The organism is Comamonas brasiliensis, assembly GCF_018292285.1.
Taxonomy (GTDB): domain Bacteria; phylum Pseudomonadota; class Gammaproteobacteria; order Burkholderiales; family Burkholderiaceae_C; genus Comamonas; species Comamonas brasiliensis.
Map to the genome: position 1 here is coordinate 543,581 of NZ_JAANES010000002.1, position 16,391 is coordinate 559,971.

The 16,391-nt window shown below is 62.2% G+C and carries 14 protein-coding genes; 4 read left to right on the plus strand and 10 right to left on the minus strand.

Going from position 1 to position 16,391, the window contains the following annotated elements:
* Positions 1 to 56: 56 nt before the first annotated feature.
* Both glyS and glyQ read right to left on the minus strand, forming a co-directional pair.
* On the minus strand, positions 57 to 2,171 hold the full coding sequence (gene glyS, locus DJFAAGMI_RS10895) for a glycine--tRNA ligase subunit beta (protein WP_211457155.1): 2,115 nt from the start codon (positions 2,169 to 2,171) through the stop codon (positions 57 to 59).
* Between the two features lie 87 nt (positions 2,172 to 2,258).
* On the minus strand, positions 2,259 to 3,197 hold the full coding sequence (gene glyQ, locus DJFAAGMI_RS10900) for a glycine--tRNA ligase subunit alpha (RefSeq protein ID WP_003068041.1): 939 nt from the start codon (positions 3,195 to 3,197) through the stop codon (positions 2,259 to 2,261).
* Positions 3,198 to 3,587: 390 nt separating this feature from the next.
* Between glyQ and DJFAAGMI_RS10905 the strand changes: the two genes are divergently transcribed.
* The 3 genes from DJFAAGMI_RS10905 to DJFAAGMI_RS10915 all read left to right on the plus strand — a co-directional run bounded on the left by DJFAAGMI_RS10905 (position 3,588) and on the right by DJFAAGMI_RS10915 (position 6,293).
* Positions 3,588 to 4,697 (plus strand): SPFH and helix-turn-helix domain-containing protein, encoded by a 1,110-nt coding sequence (locus DJFAAGMI_RS10905; protein WP_211457156.1) that lies wholly within the window; start codon positions 3,588 to 3,590, stop codon positions 4,695 to 4,697.
* A gap of 29 nt (positions 4,698 to 4,726) precedes the next feature.
* Positions 4,727 to 5,110 carry a bleomycin resistance protein gene (locus DJFAAGMI_RS10910; RefSeq protein ID WP_043006820.1) on the plus strand — a complete coding sequence of 128 codons (384 nt, stop codon included), beginning with the start codon at positions 4,727 to 4,729 and terminating at the stop codon, positions 5,108 to 5,110.
* Positions 5,111 to 5,198: 88 nt separating this feature from the next.
* Complete coding sequence (locus DJFAAGMI_RS10915) at positions 5,199 to 6,293, plus strand: TFIIB-type zinc ribbon-containing protein (protein WP_211457157.1); 1,095 nt, start codon at positions 5,199 to 5,201, stop codon at positions 6,291 to 6,293.
* A gap of 106 nt (positions 6,294 to 6,399) precedes the next feature.
* Here the strand turns inward: DJFAAGMI_RS10915 and DJFAAGMI_RS10920 are convergent, their stop codons facing one another.
* The 4 genes from DJFAAGMI_RS10920 to DJFAAGMI_RS10935 all read right to left on the minus strand — a co-directional run bounded on the left by DJFAAGMI_RS10920 (position 6,400) and on the right by DJFAAGMI_RS10935 (position 11,700).
* The gene (locus DJFAAGMI_RS10920; RefSeq protein ID WP_211457158.1) at positions 6,400 to 7,515 is read right to left on the minus strand and encodes a TIGR03364 family FAD-dependent oxidoreductase; all 1,116 of its coding nucleotides are present in this window, start codon (positions 7,513 to 7,515) and stop codon (positions 6,400 to 6,402) included.
* A gap of 97 nt (positions 7,516 to 7,612) precedes the next feature.
* Positions 7,613 to 9,370 carry a putative 2-aminoethylphosphonate ABC transporter permease subunit gene (locus tag DJFAAGMI_RS10925; RefSeq protein ID WP_211457159.1) on the minus strand — a complete coding sequence of 586 codons (1,758 nt, stop codon included), beginning with the start codon at positions 9,368 to 9,370 and terminating at the stop codon, positions 7,613 to 7,615.
* Between the two features lie 2 nt (positions 9,371 to 9,372).
* Positions 9,373 to 10,449: an ABC transporter ATP-binding protein gene (locus DJFAAGMI_RS10930; RefSeq protein WP_211457160.1), complete on the minus strand. Its 1,077-nt coding sequence runs from the start codon at positions 10,447 to 10,449 to the stop codon at positions 9,373 to 9,375.
* 201 nt (positions 10,450 to 10,650) lie between these two features.
* Positions 10,651 to 11,700, minus strand: coding sequence for a putative 2-aminoethylphosphonate ABC transporter substrate-binding protein (locus DJFAAGMI_RS10935; protein ID WP_211457161.1), 1,050 nt, complete (start codon positions 11,698 to 11,700; stop codon positions 10,651 to 10,653).
* 346 nt (positions 11,701 to 12,046) lie between these two features.
* Between DJFAAGMI_RS10935 and DJFAAGMI_RS10940 the strand changes: the two genes are divergently transcribed.
* Positions 12,047 to 12,913, plus strand: coding sequence for a LysR substrate-binding domain-containing protein (locus tag DJFAAGMI_RS10940; RefSeq protein ID WP_211457162.1), 867 nt, complete (start codon positions 12,047 to 12,049; stop codon positions 12,911 to 12,913).
* Here the strand turns inward: DJFAAGMI_RS10940 and rfbC are convergent.
* The 4 genes from rfbC to rfbB all read right to left on the minus strand — a co-directional run bounded on the left by rfbC (position 12,910) and on the right by rfbB (position 16,383).
* Positions 12,910 to 13,461, minus strand: a complete 552-nt coding sequence (gene rfbC / locus DJFAAGMI_RS10945) for a dTDP-4-dehydrorhamnose 3,5-epimerase (RefSeq protein WP_211457163.1) — start codon at positions 13,459 to 13,461, stop codon at positions 12,910 to 12,912. The genes DJFAAGMI_RS10940 and rfbC overlap by 4 nt on opposite strands.
* A complete protein-coding gene (gene rfbA, locus DJFAAGMI_RS10950) occupies positions 13,458 to 14,348 on the minus strand; it encodes a glucose-1-phosphate thymidylyltransferase RfbA (protein ID WP_211457164.1) in 891 nt (296 codons plus the stop codon). Before rfbA ends, rfbC begins: the two co-directional genes overlap by 4 nt.
* Positions 14,349 to 14,410: 62 nt before the next feature.
* Positions 14,411 to 15,316 (minus strand): dTDP-4-dehydrorhamnose reductase, encoded by a 906-nt coding sequence (gene rfbD / locus DJFAAGMI_RS10955; protein ID WP_211457165.1) that lies wholly within the window; start codon positions 15,314 to 15,316, stop codon positions 14,411 to 14,413.
* On the minus strand, positions 15,313 to 16,383 hold the full coding sequence (gene rfbB, locus DJFAAGMI_RS10960; RefSeq protein ID WP_211457166.1) for a dTDP-glucose 4,6-dehydratase: 1,071 nt from the start codon (positions 16,381 to 16,383) through the stop codon (positions 15,313 to 15,315). Before rfbB ends, rfbD begins: the two co-directional genes overlap by 4 nt.
* Positions 16,384 to 16,391: the final 8 nt, after the last annotated feature.

Genomic DNA, 16,391 nt, shown 5'->3' on the forward strand with positions numbered 1-16,391 from the left:
GTTGTGGGTATCTAAAAACTGTGCGACTACCCAAAAAGGTGGTCATTGGAACTTCGTTAAACAGCAATTCTTGCCAGATCAGCTACTCGATTCATTGCAATGTGCAGACTCGCCAACAACCCCAGTCGATTGGCCTTGAGAGCCGGATCTTCGGCATTGACCATGACTTGTTCGAAGAACGCATCGACCGAGGCACGCAATGCTGCCAGGGTTTGCAGGCTGGCGGTGTAATCACCTGCTGCAAACTGTTGCTGAGCTTTGGGCGCCACCTGCTGCAGCACCGCATACAGGTCTTTTTCAGCCTGTTCCACCAACAGCGCTTCGTTCACCTGGGGCTGAACATCCGTTTCGGCCTTCTTCAGAATGTTACCCACGCGCTTGTTGGCCGCGGCCAGGGCAGGAGCTTCGGGCAGGGTCGCAAAGGCACGCACTGCTTCCAGGCGCTTTTGCACGTCGGACAGGCGCTGGGGTTGCAGGGCCAGCACGGCTTCCACTTCCTGGGCGCTGTAGCCTTGTTCGCGGAACATATTGGCCAGGCGGTCGTAGATGAATTCGACCAGTTGGGGCGTGGCGTCCTGGATCCTGTCGCCAAAGGCGGGCAAGGTGCTGACCAGCAGCGTTTCCAGATCCAGCTCCAGATCCTTTTCGACCAGCATGCGGATCACGCCCAGCGCATGGCGGCGCAAGGCAAAAGGATCGCGGTCACCGGTGGGCAGGTTGCCGATACCGAACATGCCGACCAGGGTTTCGAGCTTGTCGGCCAGGGCAACGATCACGCCGACATCGCCGCGTGGCAATTCGTCGCCGGCAAAGCGGGGCTTGTAGTGGTCTTCGATGGCGTCGGCCACGGCCACATCCAGGCCGTCGTTCTGGGCGTAGTAGCGGCCCATGATGCCTTGCAGCTCGGGGAACTCACCCACCATGTCGGTGACCAGATCGGTCTTAGCCAGCATGGCGGCCTGATCGGCCAGACGGCCCAGCTCGGAGTTGCCCAGTTGCTGGGCAATGCTCTTGGCGATGGCGCGTACGCGGGCGATGCGCTCGCCCTGCGTGCCCAGCTTGTTGTGATAGACCACCTTGTCCAGTTGCTCAACGCGACTGGCCAGAGTCTTCTTGCGGTCCTGGTCGAAGAAGAATTTGGCATCGGCCAGACGGGGGCGCACCACACGCTCGTTGCCGCCGACCACGGCCGAAGCGTCCTGGGGCTGGATGTTGCTGACGATCAGGAACTGATGCGTCAGCTTGCCGTTGGCGTCCAGCAGTGGGAAGTACTTCTGATTGGCCTTCATGGTCAGAATCAGGCATTCCTGGGGCACGGCCAGGAATTCCTTCTCGAATTCGCAGACCAGCACGTTGGGGCGCTCGACCAGGGCCGTCACCTCGTCCAGCAGGGCCGGGTCGTCGATGGGGCGCACTTCGCCACCAATGCGCTCGGCAGCGGCCTGCAACTGGCGGGCGATATCGGCACGGCGCTCGGTGAAGCTGGCGATCACGGCGCCCTCTTCGCGCAGTTGCTCGGCATAGCTGTCAGCGTTCTGGATGACCACGGGGTCCACTGCGGCTTCAAAGCGGTGGCCATGGGTGGCGGCACCGGCCGTCAGGCCCAGGGCCTTCACGCCGATCAGCACCTGGGTGCCATGCAGCACGACCAGACCGTGGGCCGGACGCACAAAGTGCACGCTGGTCCAGCCGTCCTGCAACTGGTAGCGCATGACCTTGGGAATGGGCAGCTTGGCCAGCGCTTCGTCCAGCGCCTTTTGCACGCCATCGGTCAGCAGCACGCCCTTGGCCGTGGATTCGTAGAACAGGGCTTCGGCCTTGCCTTCGCCCTGGCGCTTCAGAGCAGCCACGGCGGACTCGTCGGCACCCAGGGCCGCCAGTTTCTTGATCAGTGCAGCCGTGGGCTTGCCCTCGGCATCCAGCGCCACGGAGACAGGCATCAGCTTTTGCGAGACAGCCTTGTCTTCGGCCTGGGGCAGCACTTCGGTGATGTGCACGGCCAGGCGACGGGGCGATGCGTAGGCCGTCAGGCGCGACTCGGTCGATGCCAGCAGTCCCTGGGCCTTGAGCTGCTCGAAGATGACAGCGGCAAAAGCATCGCCGAGCTTTTGCAGCGCCTTGGGAGGCAGCTCTTCGACAAACAGTTCAACCAGTAGATTCGATGCGTTCATGATGATCTTGATAGCTGCCAGCGCTTGCTAGATCCAGGCTGGCCGCTGAAATTTTGGGATATGGGTCGGAATGAAGCCTGAAGCCTCTTATGCGGCTTTCTTGGCTGCCTGCTCTGCGGCCTTGGCCAGCTCGGCCAGCACCTCGTCGGCATGGGCCTTGGGCGCCATGGGGAAGCCCAGGCGCGCGCGGCTGTCCAGATAGCTCTTGCCCACGGCGCGGGCCAGGTTGCGGATACGGCCGATATAGGCAGCGCGCTCGGTCACCGAGATGGCACCACGGGCGTCCAGCAGGTTGAAGGTGTGGGCGGCCTTGAGCACCTGCTCATAGGCGGGCAGCGCCAGTTGGGCGTCGATCAGCTGATTGGCCGTGCCTTCGTGGGCCGCAAAGGCACTGAACAGGAACTCGGCATTCGAATGCTCGAAGTTGTAGGTGGACTGCTCCACCTCGTTCTGGTGGAACACGTCGCCATAGGACAGGCCGTCGGTGTAGACCAGGTCGTAGACCGATTCCTTGCCCTGCAGATACATGGCCAGACGTTCCAGGCCGTAAGTGATCTCCCCGGTGGCGGGCTTGCAGTCGATGCCGGCGACCTGCTGGAAATAGGTGAACTGGGTCACTTCCATGCCGTTGAGCCAGACTTCCCAGCCCAGGCCCCAGGCGCCCAGCGTGGGGTTTTCCCAGTCGTCCTCGACAAAGCGGATGTCGTTCTTCTTCAGATCGAAGCCCAGGGCTTCGAGCGAGCCCAGGTAGAGCTCGAGAATATTGTCAGGTGCGGGCTTGAGCACCACCTGGAACTGGTAGTAGTGCTGCAGGCGGTTGGGGTTCTCGCCGTAGCGACCATCCTTGGGGCGACGGCTGGGCTGCACATAGGCGGCCTTCCAGGGCTCGGGGCCGATGGCGCGCAGAAAGGTCGCGGTGTGCGAAGTGCCGGCGCCGACTTCCATGTCATAGGGCTGGAGCAATGCACAGCCCTGTTCGGCCCAGTAGGACTGCAGTTTCAGAATGATTTGTTGGAAGGTCAGCATGACTTGTATACGTTCGCGCGTCTGCAATCACTGGCGATTGCGGGCGGCATCTTCATTAAGAGGTGTTCTGGCGGTATCGACCGCATAAGCGGTAGATTCTAAGTCTGTGCCACTGATCACGGACGTAGTCTGTCTGCGCGGCCCCACAGCAGGCATTTTCACGAAAGGGCTCCAGCCGGTGATTTCAAAATGTGGAAAAGCAAAACGCTAGCACTTACCACCCGTGAATAGGCAAATACAGCATCAATTGATGCTGAAACTGTTGTATGGCATGCGCTATGCGCTCACTTTTTAACAATTTCCGCGCAACTGCCATGCATCCCGGAACCGGCCGCTGCGGTTTGCCTCCTAGAATGATTCCTTTCCCGTCATCCTCTTTCGGAGCACGTCATGGATTTCATGAAAATCATCACCAAGCAACTGATCGAAATCATCGAATGGACCGATGATTCGCGCGACACGCTGTCGTATCGCTGGCCCGATGAAGACAAGGAAATCAAGAACGGCGCCCAGCTCATCGTGCGTGAGTCGCAGCAGGTGCAGTTCGTCTCCGAAGGCCAGTTCGCAGACCTGTTCAATCCGGGCCGCCATCTGCTGACCACGCAGAACATCCCGATCCTGTCCACGCTGCGCGGCTGGAAGTACGGCTTCAACTCTCCCTTCAAGTGCGATGTCTACTACATCAACACGCGCTTGTTCACGGGCAACAAATGGGGCACCTCCAACCCCATCATGATGCGCGACAAGGACTTTGGCGTGATCCGTCTGCGCGCCTTCGGCACCTATGACTTCCGCATCACCAACGCCGCCCTGTTCCTCAAGGAAGTGGCGGGCACGGACCAGAATTTCCGCATCGACGAGTTTGCCGACACCATGCGCTCGCGCATTGTCAGCATCTTCTCCGAAGCCCTGGCCAAGGCCCAGGTGCCGGCACTCGACGTGGCCCAGCGCTACAGCGAGCTGGGCGATGCGCTGCTGCAGCTCATCAACCCGGCCGTCAGCGAGAAGTACGGCCTGGAAATCACCAGCTTCCTGCTGGAAAACGTTTCCGTGCCGCCCGAGGTGGAGCAGGCCATCGACAAGCGCTCCAGCATGGGCGCCATCGGCAACCTCAACGACTATGTGAAGTACCAGATGGGCCAGGCCATGGCCAACGGCGGCGAAGGCGCTGCCGCAGCCACCATTCCGGCCACCATGGCCATGGGCTTCGGCATGGCCCAGGAAATGATGAAGGGCATGCAGGGCGGCGGTGCGGCAGGCACGCCAGCCGCTGCAGTGGCAGACCCCTTCTCGCCGGCGGCAGCCCAGGCCGCCCAGACGCCTGCAGCCCCGGCCGCCGCCGGCCTGCAGGTGCTGACCCCCGCCCAGGCCGCCCAGGTGCTGGGCGTGGCCGAGGCCGATGTGCTGGCCGAAATCCAGGCCGGCAACCTCAAGGCCCGTCAGATCGGCAGCCAGTGGCGCATCGCCCAGGCTGCGCTGGACGAATTCCTGCGCGGCTGACCCGCAATCCACGGCCTCAGGTGCACGTCATGAATGAACACAAACCGGTTTTCATCAGCACCACTCCGGTGCTGGCATCGCTGGACATGGAGCGCACCGTGGCCTTTTACGCCCGCGTGCTGGGCGCCAGGACCGTCCACGCCCAGCCAGGCGAGTACGGCATCGTCTCGCTGGGCGGGCTGGAGCTGCATTTCTGGGCCTGCCAGGACCCGGAGATTCCCAGGCAGACCAGCTGCCGCATCCAGGTGGTGGGGATTGCCGCCCTGCATGCACAGTGTCTGGCCGAGAACGCGGTTCACCCCAATGGCGGTCTGCGCCAGCAGCCCTGGGGTACCCAGGAATTCAGTCTTCTCGACGAAGATGGCAACTGCGTGACCTTCTACGAAACCCATCCCGTCGCTGCTGCCGCCTGAACCCTTTTTTGCCGTGGTCACACCCGCTTCCTCCTCCCGCTCTTCCGGATCTGCATTCACCCCTGTCTCCGAGACGGCGCCGCCCTCCATGGTGGGCAAGCATGTCTGCCCCGAATGCGGCGGCAATCTGGAGTGGAATGCCAAGGCCCAGTCGCTCAAATGTCCTTACTGCGGCACCGTCGTTCCCTGGAGCGAGCAGACACAGCCCGAATTGGGACGCGCTGTGGTGGAGCAGGATCTGGCCGAGGCCTTGCGCAACCCGGCCAGCGGTCGCGGCTGGGGCTCGGACGAGCGCTATGAGGTGCAGTGCCAGAACTGCCGCGCCATCTCGGTGTTTCTCGGCAAGAACGTGGCCCAGCGCTGCGACTTCTGTGGCTCGCCGGCCATCGTCGCCCATGAGGAGCGCAGCGACGCCATCACGCCGCAGAGCATCCTGCCGTTCAAGATCAGCGACGGCCAGATTCGCGACAAGATCCGTCAGTGGTACGGCAGCCGCTGGTTTGCGCCCAGCAAGCTCAAGAGCGCCGCGCTGACGGACACGCTGCACGGCGTCTATCTGCCCTACTGGACCTTTGACGCCCATGCCAGCGCCCAGTGGTGGGCAGAGGCCGGCTATTACTACTACACCACCGAGTCCTATCGCGACGCCAACGGCAATCTGCAGACACGGCAGGTCCAGCATGTGCGCTGGGAGCCGGCATCGGGCAGCCTGCAGCATTTCTTCGACGATGAGCTGGTGCCAGGCACCGTGGGCGTGCACGCCCATCTGCTGCGCCAAGTGGAGCCCTTCCCGACCACAACCCACCTCAAGCCCTACAGCCCGGAGTTCGTGCGAGGCTGGACGGTGGAGCGCTACCAGGTGGACCTCTCCAAGGCCGCCAGGATCAACGAAGAAGACATGGACAGCCAGTTGCGCAGCATGTGCTCGCGTGAGGTGCCGGGCGACACGCAGCGCAATCTGCAGGTCCAGCGCCAGTACTCGGGCCGCAGCTTCAAGCACACGCTGGTACCGGTCTGGCTGGTCGGCTACACCTATGGCAGCAAGACCTACCAGATCGTGGCCAATGGCTACACCGGCCAGATTGCGGGCGAGCGGCCTTACAGCTGGGTCAAGATCCTGTTTGCCGTGCTGGCCGCCATCTTGCTCGTCATGCTGATTGCACCACTGTTCGTGCAGCAGTGACGCTCATGCTTTGATAGCTGCTTGCGTTTGTCAGATATAGCTTTTGATTTCATTTTCTTGAAATATGACAGCCTGCAAGCGCTAGCAGCTATTCAATCCGTAGCAGTTACCAGGCCGTCCAGACTTCCTCGGCCAGACCAAAAGCCGTGCTCGCACCCGAGCCGCTGGTCACGGCCACCACGCGTGTCGCTGCATCAGGTGCTTTGACAAAACAAGGGGCTTCGGCACTGGAGGGGTAGATGCCCGTCCAGCGCTCCACGACCTGGGCGTTGTCAATATGCAGTGCCTCGTTCATATGGCGCAGCATGAGCTGGTCGACGGCTTCGCTGGCAAAAGGCTGGGGCGCGCTGCCGTAGTGGTGCGAATCGCCCACCACCAGCGAGCCGTCGGCGCTCTGAACGGCAATCAGGTGGATGCCGTGCTTAAGGCTTTGCGCCTCCTCGCGCTCCAGCTCGGCGCGCAATGCAGCGGCTTCGGGCAGCGCGCTATAGCCCTCGTAGCGCACCAAGCTCAGATCCCCCATGACCGATCCCTCGAGCTTGAAGCCTGCTTGCGGCTGCACGCGCAGCATCTGCAACTGGCACAGCTGCACCTGGTTGTCAGTCCATTCGCCAGCGAACAGCCCGCCTGGATCGGCGTTGTTGCAGACCACCACGCGTTCAGCGTGATAGCGGCCACGCGAGGTGGTCACGCGCGGCGTTGCCACCTCCGTCACGCTTTCACCAAAGCGGAAATCCACTCCCAGTGCCTGCTGCAGCCACAGTGCCAGTTGCGGGATGGCGGTGCGCGACTCCACGCGCAGCTCGTGCGGGCTGTAGAGCACGGATTGCAGCCCTTCGGTGCGCAGCGCCGGATGACGCGCTGCGGCCTGGGCGGGCGTCAGCAACTCGCAGCCCGCGCCCATCTCGGTTTGCATGAATGCCTCAACCACAGCCGCCGCAGCTGGGCGGCGCGCCGTCAGCCAAAGACCGGCATGCAGGACATCGATACCAGCCTTGGGCGCAATCTCGGCCCAGACATCGCGTGAGCGCATGGCGCGCCGCCAATGGGCACCGGCGCGCTGGCCCGTGATGGTGACAAAGCCAAAGTTGCGAATCGAGGCGCCCAGGCAGGCAGCGTCGCGCTCTATCACCAGCACGGAGCGGCCGCGCGTTGCTGCGGCATAGGCATGGGCCAGGCCGACAATGCCTGCGCCGACGACGATCAGATCGTAGTTTTTCATAGCGTTACAGAAAAAGCAGACAAGCCAGGTCCCTGCCGCAGCGCCAAGGCGATGCAGCGAGAGACGTTCGGAGAATCAAGTGATGTGGAGAAAGTCCTCAGCGCTGGCGCCAGTGCTGGGTACGCCGCTGCAGCCAGGCATCGAGCAGCGCAATCAGCAGGCGACCGGCGGCTGCGGTCGCAAAGATCAGCGTGGCCATGGCGGCGGCGGGAGCGGTATCGCCCGCGTCATCCATGGCCAGCACGGCCACCGAGGCCAGTGTGGTTTCGGGCGAGTACAAGAAGACCACTGCCGACACCGTGGTCATCGCATTCACGAAGAAGTAGCCCGCCACCTGCATCACCGCAGGCAGGCACACGGGCAGATGCACACGCCACAGCAGCGTCCAGAACGGCACGCCCATGGAATCGGCCACGCGCTCATATTCGGCGTCCAACTGCTGCAAGGCGGTGAGCTGGGTGATGTGTGCCACCGAGAAAAAATGCGCCACCGAGCACAGCACCAGAATGCCCATGGACCCGTACAGAAAGTGCAGCGGATTGCTACCCGCATTGAAGAACAGGATATAGCCCAGGCCCAGCGCCAGCCCTGGCACCGCCATGGGCAGCGTAGCCACCGCGTGCAGCCACTGGCGCGCGCGCACCCAGCCCGTGGGCCTTGCCACCAGATAGGCGCTCAGAAAGCTCAGCAAGGCACCGATCACTGCCGTGGCCACGGCCATGGTCAGCGAGTTGGCGTAACTGGCCCAGCCGCCGCCATCCATCATGTCGAACTGGTAGTGCTTGAAACTCAGGCTCAAGTTGTAGGGCCAGAAGCTGACCAGGGATGCCAGCACAGCCATGCCCATCATCGCCAGCAGCGCCAAAGCCATCAGGCTGCAATACACCAGCAGCGCGCGGTCAAGCACCGCGCAGGGCTGCGGCACCAGCGGCACGGCCCGCACGCTCATGGCAGCGGCCTGCCGGGCTCGCAAATGGCGCTCGGCAGCAAAGGCCAGGCCCGCAGGCACCAGCAGCAGCATGGCCACCACGGCACCCATGGACAGGTTTTGCTGGCCAATCACCTGCTTGTAGATATCGGTGGCCAGCATCTGCGTGTTGCCGCCAATCACCTTGGGCACGCCAAAGTCGGTGACCACCAGGACGAACACCACAATCCAGGCAATCATCAGCCCGTAACGGCTGGCTGGCAGCGTGACCTGGCAGAAGCTGCGCCAGCGGCCCGCGCCCAGCGTGGCGGCAGCCTCATACAGGCGCGCATCGCCCGAGGCCAGCGTGGTGCACAGAATCATCAGCGCATGCGGAAACGTCCACAGCACCGAGCCAAGAACGATGCCAAACGGGCCGTAGGCCGTGCCGCCCGCCAACCAGCTCTTGAGCAGGCCCTGCGCGCCAAAGAGATAGATCAGGCTGATGGCCATGAGCAGCGACGGCGCCAGCAGCGGCACCAGGGCAATGGCGCGAAAGAACCTGGCCAGCGGCATGCAGCTGCGCATCACGCCATAGGCATAGCCATAGGCCAGGGCCACACACAAGGTGCTGCTGACGGCCGACAGCCACAGGCTGTTGAACAGCGACTGGCCTACGCCCGGCGTTTGCGCATAGACGAGGTACTGGGCCAGGCCCGAGAACCTGCCATCGGCCGACACAAAGCTGCGGCCCAGCAGCGCCCCCACGGGCAGTGCAACGGCCACCAGCAGCGCACCAAGCAGGCCCAGCACCAGTGCGCCCAGCCACAGCTTTTCCCAATGAAAAAAACGCGTTTGCCGTGGCGCAGGGCCGGTGCGGTGTTGCTGGCACGATGCCGCTGCGGGTGCATAGCTACCCACGGGCAGCGCAGAGGAAGAGGCATCCATGCTCATGCCGCCTTTCGCAGAAGCTCGGGGGCTGCCAGCGACTGCAGCGCGGCAGCCGGCAACTCCACCAGCACCTCGCCCTGCAGCCAGTCGGGCAGACGCGCGTCATGGCGCAGCGGCCATTGAACATCGATCTGGCATTGCAGCGTGGGGCTGAACACGCGCACCAGGACCAGCGAGCCCAGGAATGAGGTCTCGACCACCCGTGCGCGAAACAGATTGGGCAGTGCTGCAGGCTGGGCCGGGTGCAGCACCACGCTCTCGGGCCTCACGCCCACCAGCAAGCCATCACCGGCCTCAAAGCCGGCAGTGCTGCATTCAAGCCGTCCCTCGCCCACGCGCACCGCGTCGCCCGACTCGGCCACGGCGGGCAGCAGATTCATGCGACCCACAAAACCGGCCGCAAAGTGGCTGACCGGCTTGGCGTAGAGCTGCTCGGGCGAGCCCTGCTGCTCGATACGCCCCTGGTGCATCAACACCACGCGGTCGGCCATGGAGAGCGCTTCTTCCTGGTCGTGCGTGACCATCACGCAGGCAATGCCCAACTGACGCTGCAACTGGCGGATTTCGCTGCGCAGCTCGGTGCGCACCTGGGCATCCAGTGCGGACAGCGGCTCGTCCAGCAACAGCAGGCGCGGGCGCGGCGCCAGTGCGCGGGCCAGCGCAATGCGCTGCTGCTGGCCGCCCGACAATTGCGCCGGGTAGCGCTGCGCCTGCGCACCCAGGCCTACCAGAGCCAGCATCTCCTGCACCCGGGCCTGCACTTGCGCCACGGGTTGGCCCTTGAGGCCGAAAGCCACGTTCTGGGCCGCCGTCAGGTTCGGAAACAGTGCGTAGCTCTGGAACACCACGCCAAAGCCCCGGCGTGCGGCGGGCCAGCGCGTGATGTCCTCGCCCTGAAACAGAATGCGGCCCGCGTCGGCTTGCTCGATGCCGCACAGAATGCGCAGCAGCGTGGTCTTGCCGCAGCCCGAAGGACCCAGCAGGCTGACGAACTCGCCCCCCTCCACCAACAGGTCAATGTCGCGCAGCACCGGCTGGTCCCTGTACTGCTTGGCGATATGGTCAATGCGCAGCATGTATCTCTTTCAACGTGCAAACAATCCGAAGGTCGTTCCGATCTGTATCGCTCGAAATGCCCACCGCTGCATGTGCAGACCCGTTTCGCCAGTGACAGCGAGCAAGGGCAGCCCCGCAGCGAGGCTATCGTCCCCCTCCGGCGCTCAGCGCCAGAGAGGGGGAAGGCGCGGCGCCGCCAAGGCGAAGCGCCTCAGGGGGTGTTATTTCTTCTCCGCCTTGGCTTCGTACCGACGCGACCATTCGGCCAAGATACGATCGCGGTTAGCCGCTGCCCAGTTGAAGTCGTTTTTGGCCAGGCGCTTTTCCAGATCGGCCGGAATGAACTCGTGCTTTTCCTGGGCCTCGGGCAAGGCCAGCACGGCAAAGTTGGCTGCGTAGAGCTTGTTGGCATCGGGCGTCACAGCCCAGTCGGCCAGGGCCTTGGCAGCCTCCTGCTTTTTGCTGGTCTTCAAAATGGCCGTGGCTTCCACATCCCAGCCCAGGCCTTCCCGGGGGAAGACGATGTCGATGGGCGCGCCATCCTTCTTGGTCTTGTTGGCGCGGTATTCAAAGCTCAGGCCCACGGGAAACTCGCCCGCGCCGGCCTGGCGACAGGGCTTGGAGCCGCTGTGCGTGTAGACGCCGATGTTCTGGTGCAGCGCATCCATATAAGCCCAGCCCTTGTCCTCGCCCATCATCTGCAGCCACGCGGCCACCATCAGATAGCCCGTGCCGCTGGACGCCGGGTGGGGCATGGTGATCGCACCCTTGAACTCGGGCCTGGTCAGGTCGACCCAGGTGGCTGGCGTGGGCAGCTTGCGTTTTTGGCCTTCCACGGTGTTGAAGCAGACGGTGGACGACCACAGATCCATGCCCACCCAGCTCGGCGTGGCTGCTGCATCGCGCATGCTGGAGCGCACCCTGGCCAGGTTCCTGGGCGCATAGGGCTGCAGCATGCCTTGCTTGTCCAGCAGCATCAGCGAAGTAGCGGCCACGCCCCAGATCACATCGGCCTGAGGGTTGGCTTTTTCGGCCAGCAGACGGGCGGTGATGATGCCTGTGCTGTCACGCACGAACTTCAGTTCGATCTCGGGATGGGCTTTTTCAAAATCCGCTTTATAGGCCTTGATCTGGTCGGCCTCCAGGGCCGAATACACCAGCAGATCGGTCCTGGCCTGGGCGGCGGAAGCCAGGCCCAACAAGGCCGTGGCAACCGTGGCAACAGCACTCAAGGTGAAGCGGCGAGTGGCGGGTGCAAAAGCGTGACGCATGAATGACAGTCCCTTGGATTGATCTTTGCCGCCCGACCAACGCGGCCGTTTGCGACATGAGGGAACTGTAGAAACTCACTGTGAAACGCTGGTGTCACAGAACTGAAATCTGCCAAGGATGTCATCAGCAAACTTTGTAGTCAGCGCGCCGTGCCAGCGTCCGTCATCGATATGCTATTGATTCAAAAGCATATTGCGCTTTATTTGTCTCATATTTATATATAAAACCATCCAAATACAAACACATACAAGCGTAAGCAGCTATTGATATCAAAGCAAACCATCCGCGTTGCCGGCTGCAGCGTTCATGTTGAAATCCGGGGACTGCTTTCTTGAAGACTTGGTCATGTTTGCCACACAGCTCAAATCCTTTTTCTGGGTCGCCCGTCTCGGCAGCATTACGCAGGCTGCGCGCCAGCTGGGGCTGAGCCAGCCCACGGTCACGGCGCAGATCAAGGCCCTGGAGGAGCAGTATGAGGTCGAGCTGTTCACGCGCCAGAGCGGAAGGCTGGCCATCACCGATGCGGGCCTGAAGCTGCTGCCCGGGATAGAGAAGCTGTTGCTGCAGTCGGCCCAGATCGAATCGGCGCTGCGCCAGTCGGGTCATGTCAACCAGGGCCAACTGCGCATAGGCGCCACCGCACCCTACTATGTGCTGGACATCGTCAAGCGCTATCAGCAGCAATATGCACTGGTGGAGGTGAGCATCGTCAATGGCAATTCGCGCCAGATGATTCAGGCGCTGGCCGAGTACCAGGTGGATCTGGCGACCTCTTCGCATCTGGACACCGATCCGCGCCTGCTGCGCCTGGAGCTGGGGCGCGACCCGCTGGCACTGGTGGTGCACCGGCAGCATGCGCTGGCCGGGCAGAAGTCTGTCGCCATCAGGGATCTGGCAAAGAACACGCTGATCCTGCGCGAGCGCGGCTCCATGACCCGGCAGATGACCGAGCAGATGCTGGAAGCCGCCCAGGTCAGCCCGCAGCGGATTCTGGAAATTGCCAGCCGCGAATCCATACGCGAAGCCGTGATCCGCCAGATGGGCATCAGCATTTTTGCGCGGCACGAAGCGTCGGCCCACCCGGACCTCGTCCTGCTTGATCTGAAAGGCGAGGTGCCTTGCCTGCCCGAATACCTGTACTGCCTGCGCGAGCGATGCGATGCGCAGCTGATTCAGCCATTTCTGCAGATGGCTGAATCAAGCAAGCGCTAATCGAACAGTTCGGCTTGCTTGAATGCGGGCTGATTCCTGTCCTTATCGGACAAGGAAAACTCGATATCGAGCTGGGGCCAGGCAATACCCAGGTCTGGATCGTTCCAGAGCAGGCCCCGATCCGACTCGGGCGCGTAATAGGCCGTGGTCTTGTAGACAAAGTCCGCAGTGTCGCTGAGCACCACAAAGCCGTGGGCAAAGCCCGGCGGAATCCAGCGCTGGTGGTGATTCTCGGCACTCAGCTCCGCGCCCACCCATTGGCCAAAAGTGGGCGAGCTGCGGCGGATATCCACGGCCACATCAAACACCGCACCCGAGATCACACGCACCAGCTTGCCCTGGGCATGGGGCGGCAGCTGGTAGTGCAGCCCGCGCAGCACGCCCTTGCTGCTGCGGCTGTGGTTGTCTTGAACAAACGCGTGGCTGGTACCCGTGCCCTGGTTGAAGAGGTCCTGGCGAAAACTTTCCAGAAAAAAGCCGCGCGCATCCCCAAACACCTTGGGCTCGATCAGAAGGACATCGGGAATCGCCAAAGGCGTGAACTTCATACGCGCACCTTTTCCCTGAGCACCTGCAGCAGATATTCACCATAGCCATTCTTGACCAGTGCCTGGCCCAACTTCTCCAACTGAGCGGCATCAATCCATTTCTGGCGATAGGCGATTTCTTCCGGACAGGCCACTTTCAGACCCTGGCGCTGCTGCAAGGTGGCAATGAATTGCCCGGCTTCGAGCAGGCTGTCATGGGTACCGGTATCCAGCCAGGCATAACCTCGCCCCATGAGTTCGACATTGAGCTTGCCTTGCTGCAAATACATGCCGTTGAGATCCGTAATCTCCAGCTCGCCCCGCGCTGAAGGCTTGACCTGCTTGGCTAGCTCCACCACCTGCTCGTCATAGAAATACAGACCGGTGACCGCATAGTTGCTCTTAGGCTGCTTGGGCTTTTCTTCGAGCGACAGCACCTTGCCTGCAGCATCAAACTCAGCCACGCCATAGCGCTCGGAATCTCGCACATGGTAGGCAAACACCGTGGCGCCTTCGTGCCTTGTATTCGCTTTTTTGAGCAGCGACTGGAAATCGTGGCCGTAGAAGATGTTGTCCCCCAGCACCAGGGCACTGGGAGCGCCGTCGAGGAATTCCTCGCCAATCAGAAAGGCCTGCGCCAGGCCATCCGGGCTGGGCTGCACAGCATATTGAAGATTCAGGCCCCACTGGCTGCCATCGCCCAGCAGTTGCTCGAAGCGCGGCGTGTCCTGCGGCGTGCTGATGATCAGAATGTCCCGGATACCCGCCAGCATCAGCGTGCTCAGCGGGTAGTAGATCATGGGTTTGTCGTAGATCGGCAGCAGCTGCTTGCTGATGGCAAGGGTGGCGGGGTGCAAACGAGTACCGGAGCCGCCAGCCAGAATGATGCCTTTGCGCTGTGTCGTCATGATGAATCGATGAATGGCTTCCAACACCTTACAGGTATGCAATGGAAGCGAGTTTTTGAAAATTACAGGATCTCGCGCAGCATGCGCTCCACGCCATGCTGCCATGCTGGCAGATGCAATTGCATTGTCGTTTGCAGCTTTTGCGTATCCAGACGCGAGTTCAAGGGTCGCTCGGCCGGTGTCGGGAAGGCCGTGGTCGGCACGGCGGCAATGCTTTGCACCTTCCAGTCCAGATCCGGGCGCAGGCTTTGAGCGCGTTCGATCACATGACTGGCATAGACATGCCAATTGGTTTCCCCTGCGGCAACCAAATGGTAGAGACCGCCATCGCCTTCATGAGCACTCATATGGCGCACGGCATGGGCCGTGACATCGGCGATCAGATCGGCGCCGGTCGGCGCGCCCCATTGATCGTTGATCACGCTGAGCGCTTCACGCTCCTGCGCCAGGCGCAACATGGTCTTGGCAAAGTTGCCGCCACGCGCTGCATAGACCCAGCTGGTACGAAAAATCAGATGGCGGCAATGCGTGGCCGCAATCCGCTGCTCGCCTTCGAGCTTGGTGCGGCCATAGACCGAGAGCGGCCCGGTCGCATCACCCTCCTTGCGCGCCGCACTGCCGGAGCCATCAAAGACATAGTCGGTGCTGTAATGCACCAGCAAGGCGCCCAGGCTTTTGGCTTCCTGTGCCATGACTTCGGGCGCCTCGGCATTCAGGCGCAGGGCCAGATCCGGCTCGCTCTCGGCCTTGTCCACTGCCGTATGCGCTGCGGCATTGACGATCACATCCGGGCGTACGCTACGAATGGTCTGCGCCAGCGTCTGCAGATCGCTGACATCGCCGCACAGGCCATTTCCATCCACATTCACGCTCTGCCGGTCCAGTGCAATCACCTCACCCAGAGGGGCAAGACTGCGATGCAGCTCCCAGCCGACCTGACCGTTCTTGCCCAGCAGCAGCAGCTTCATTCCGAAGCCTCGCCGGTGTACTGCTTTTGCACCCAGTCGCGGTAGGCGCCCGACTGCACATTGGCCACCCACTCGGGGTTGGCCAGATACCACTGCACGGTCTTGCGGATGCCGGTCTCGAAGGTCTCGGCAGGCTTCCAGCCAAGCTCACGTTCCAGCTTGCGTGCATCGATCGCATAGCGGCGATCATGACCAGGACGGTCGGTCACATAGGTGATCTGCTCGGCATAGGTCTTGCCATCGGCGCGCGGGCGCAGCTCGTCGAGCAAGCTGCACACGGTCTTGACGATATCGATATTGGCCTTCTCGTTCCAGCCGCCCACGTTATAGGTCTCGCCCAGCTGCCCGGCCTCCAGCACACGGCGAATGGCGCTGCAATGGTCTCGCACATACAGCCAGTCACGCACCTGCATGCCGTCGCCGTAGATGGGCAGCGGCTTGCCTGCCAGCGCATTGACAATGACCAGCGGGATCAGCTTTTCGGGGAAGTGCAGCGGGCCGTAGTTGTTGCTGCAATTGGTGGTCAGCACCGGCAGGCCGTAGGTGTGATGCCAGGCCCGCACCAGATGGTCGGAAGCCGCCTTGCTGGCCGAGTACGGGCTGTTGGGCTCGTAATTGTGCTCTTCGGTAAACGCAGGGTCCGTGGGCGCCAGCGTTCCATAGACCTCGTCGGTGGAGACATGCAAAAAACGGAAGCCGGCCTTGGCCTCGCCTTCCAGGCCATTCCAATAGGCCCGCACCGCCTCCAGCAGACGGAAAGTACCCAGCACATTGGTCTGTATGAAGTCCTCGGGGCCACGGATGGAACGGTCCACATGCGACTCGGCCGCAAAGTTCACCACGGCGCGAGGCTGGTGCTGCTCCAGCAATTGCGCAAGCTTTAAGCTATCGCCGATATCGGCCTGGACAAACACATGGCGGGCGTCGCCCTTCAGGCTGGCCAGATTCTCGAGATTTCCCGCATAGGTCAGCTTGTCGATATTGACCACGGGCTCGCTCGCATGCGCCAACCAGTCGAGAACAAAGTTGGCGCCGATAAAGCCTGCACCACCTGTCACGAAAATCATAGAGAGCC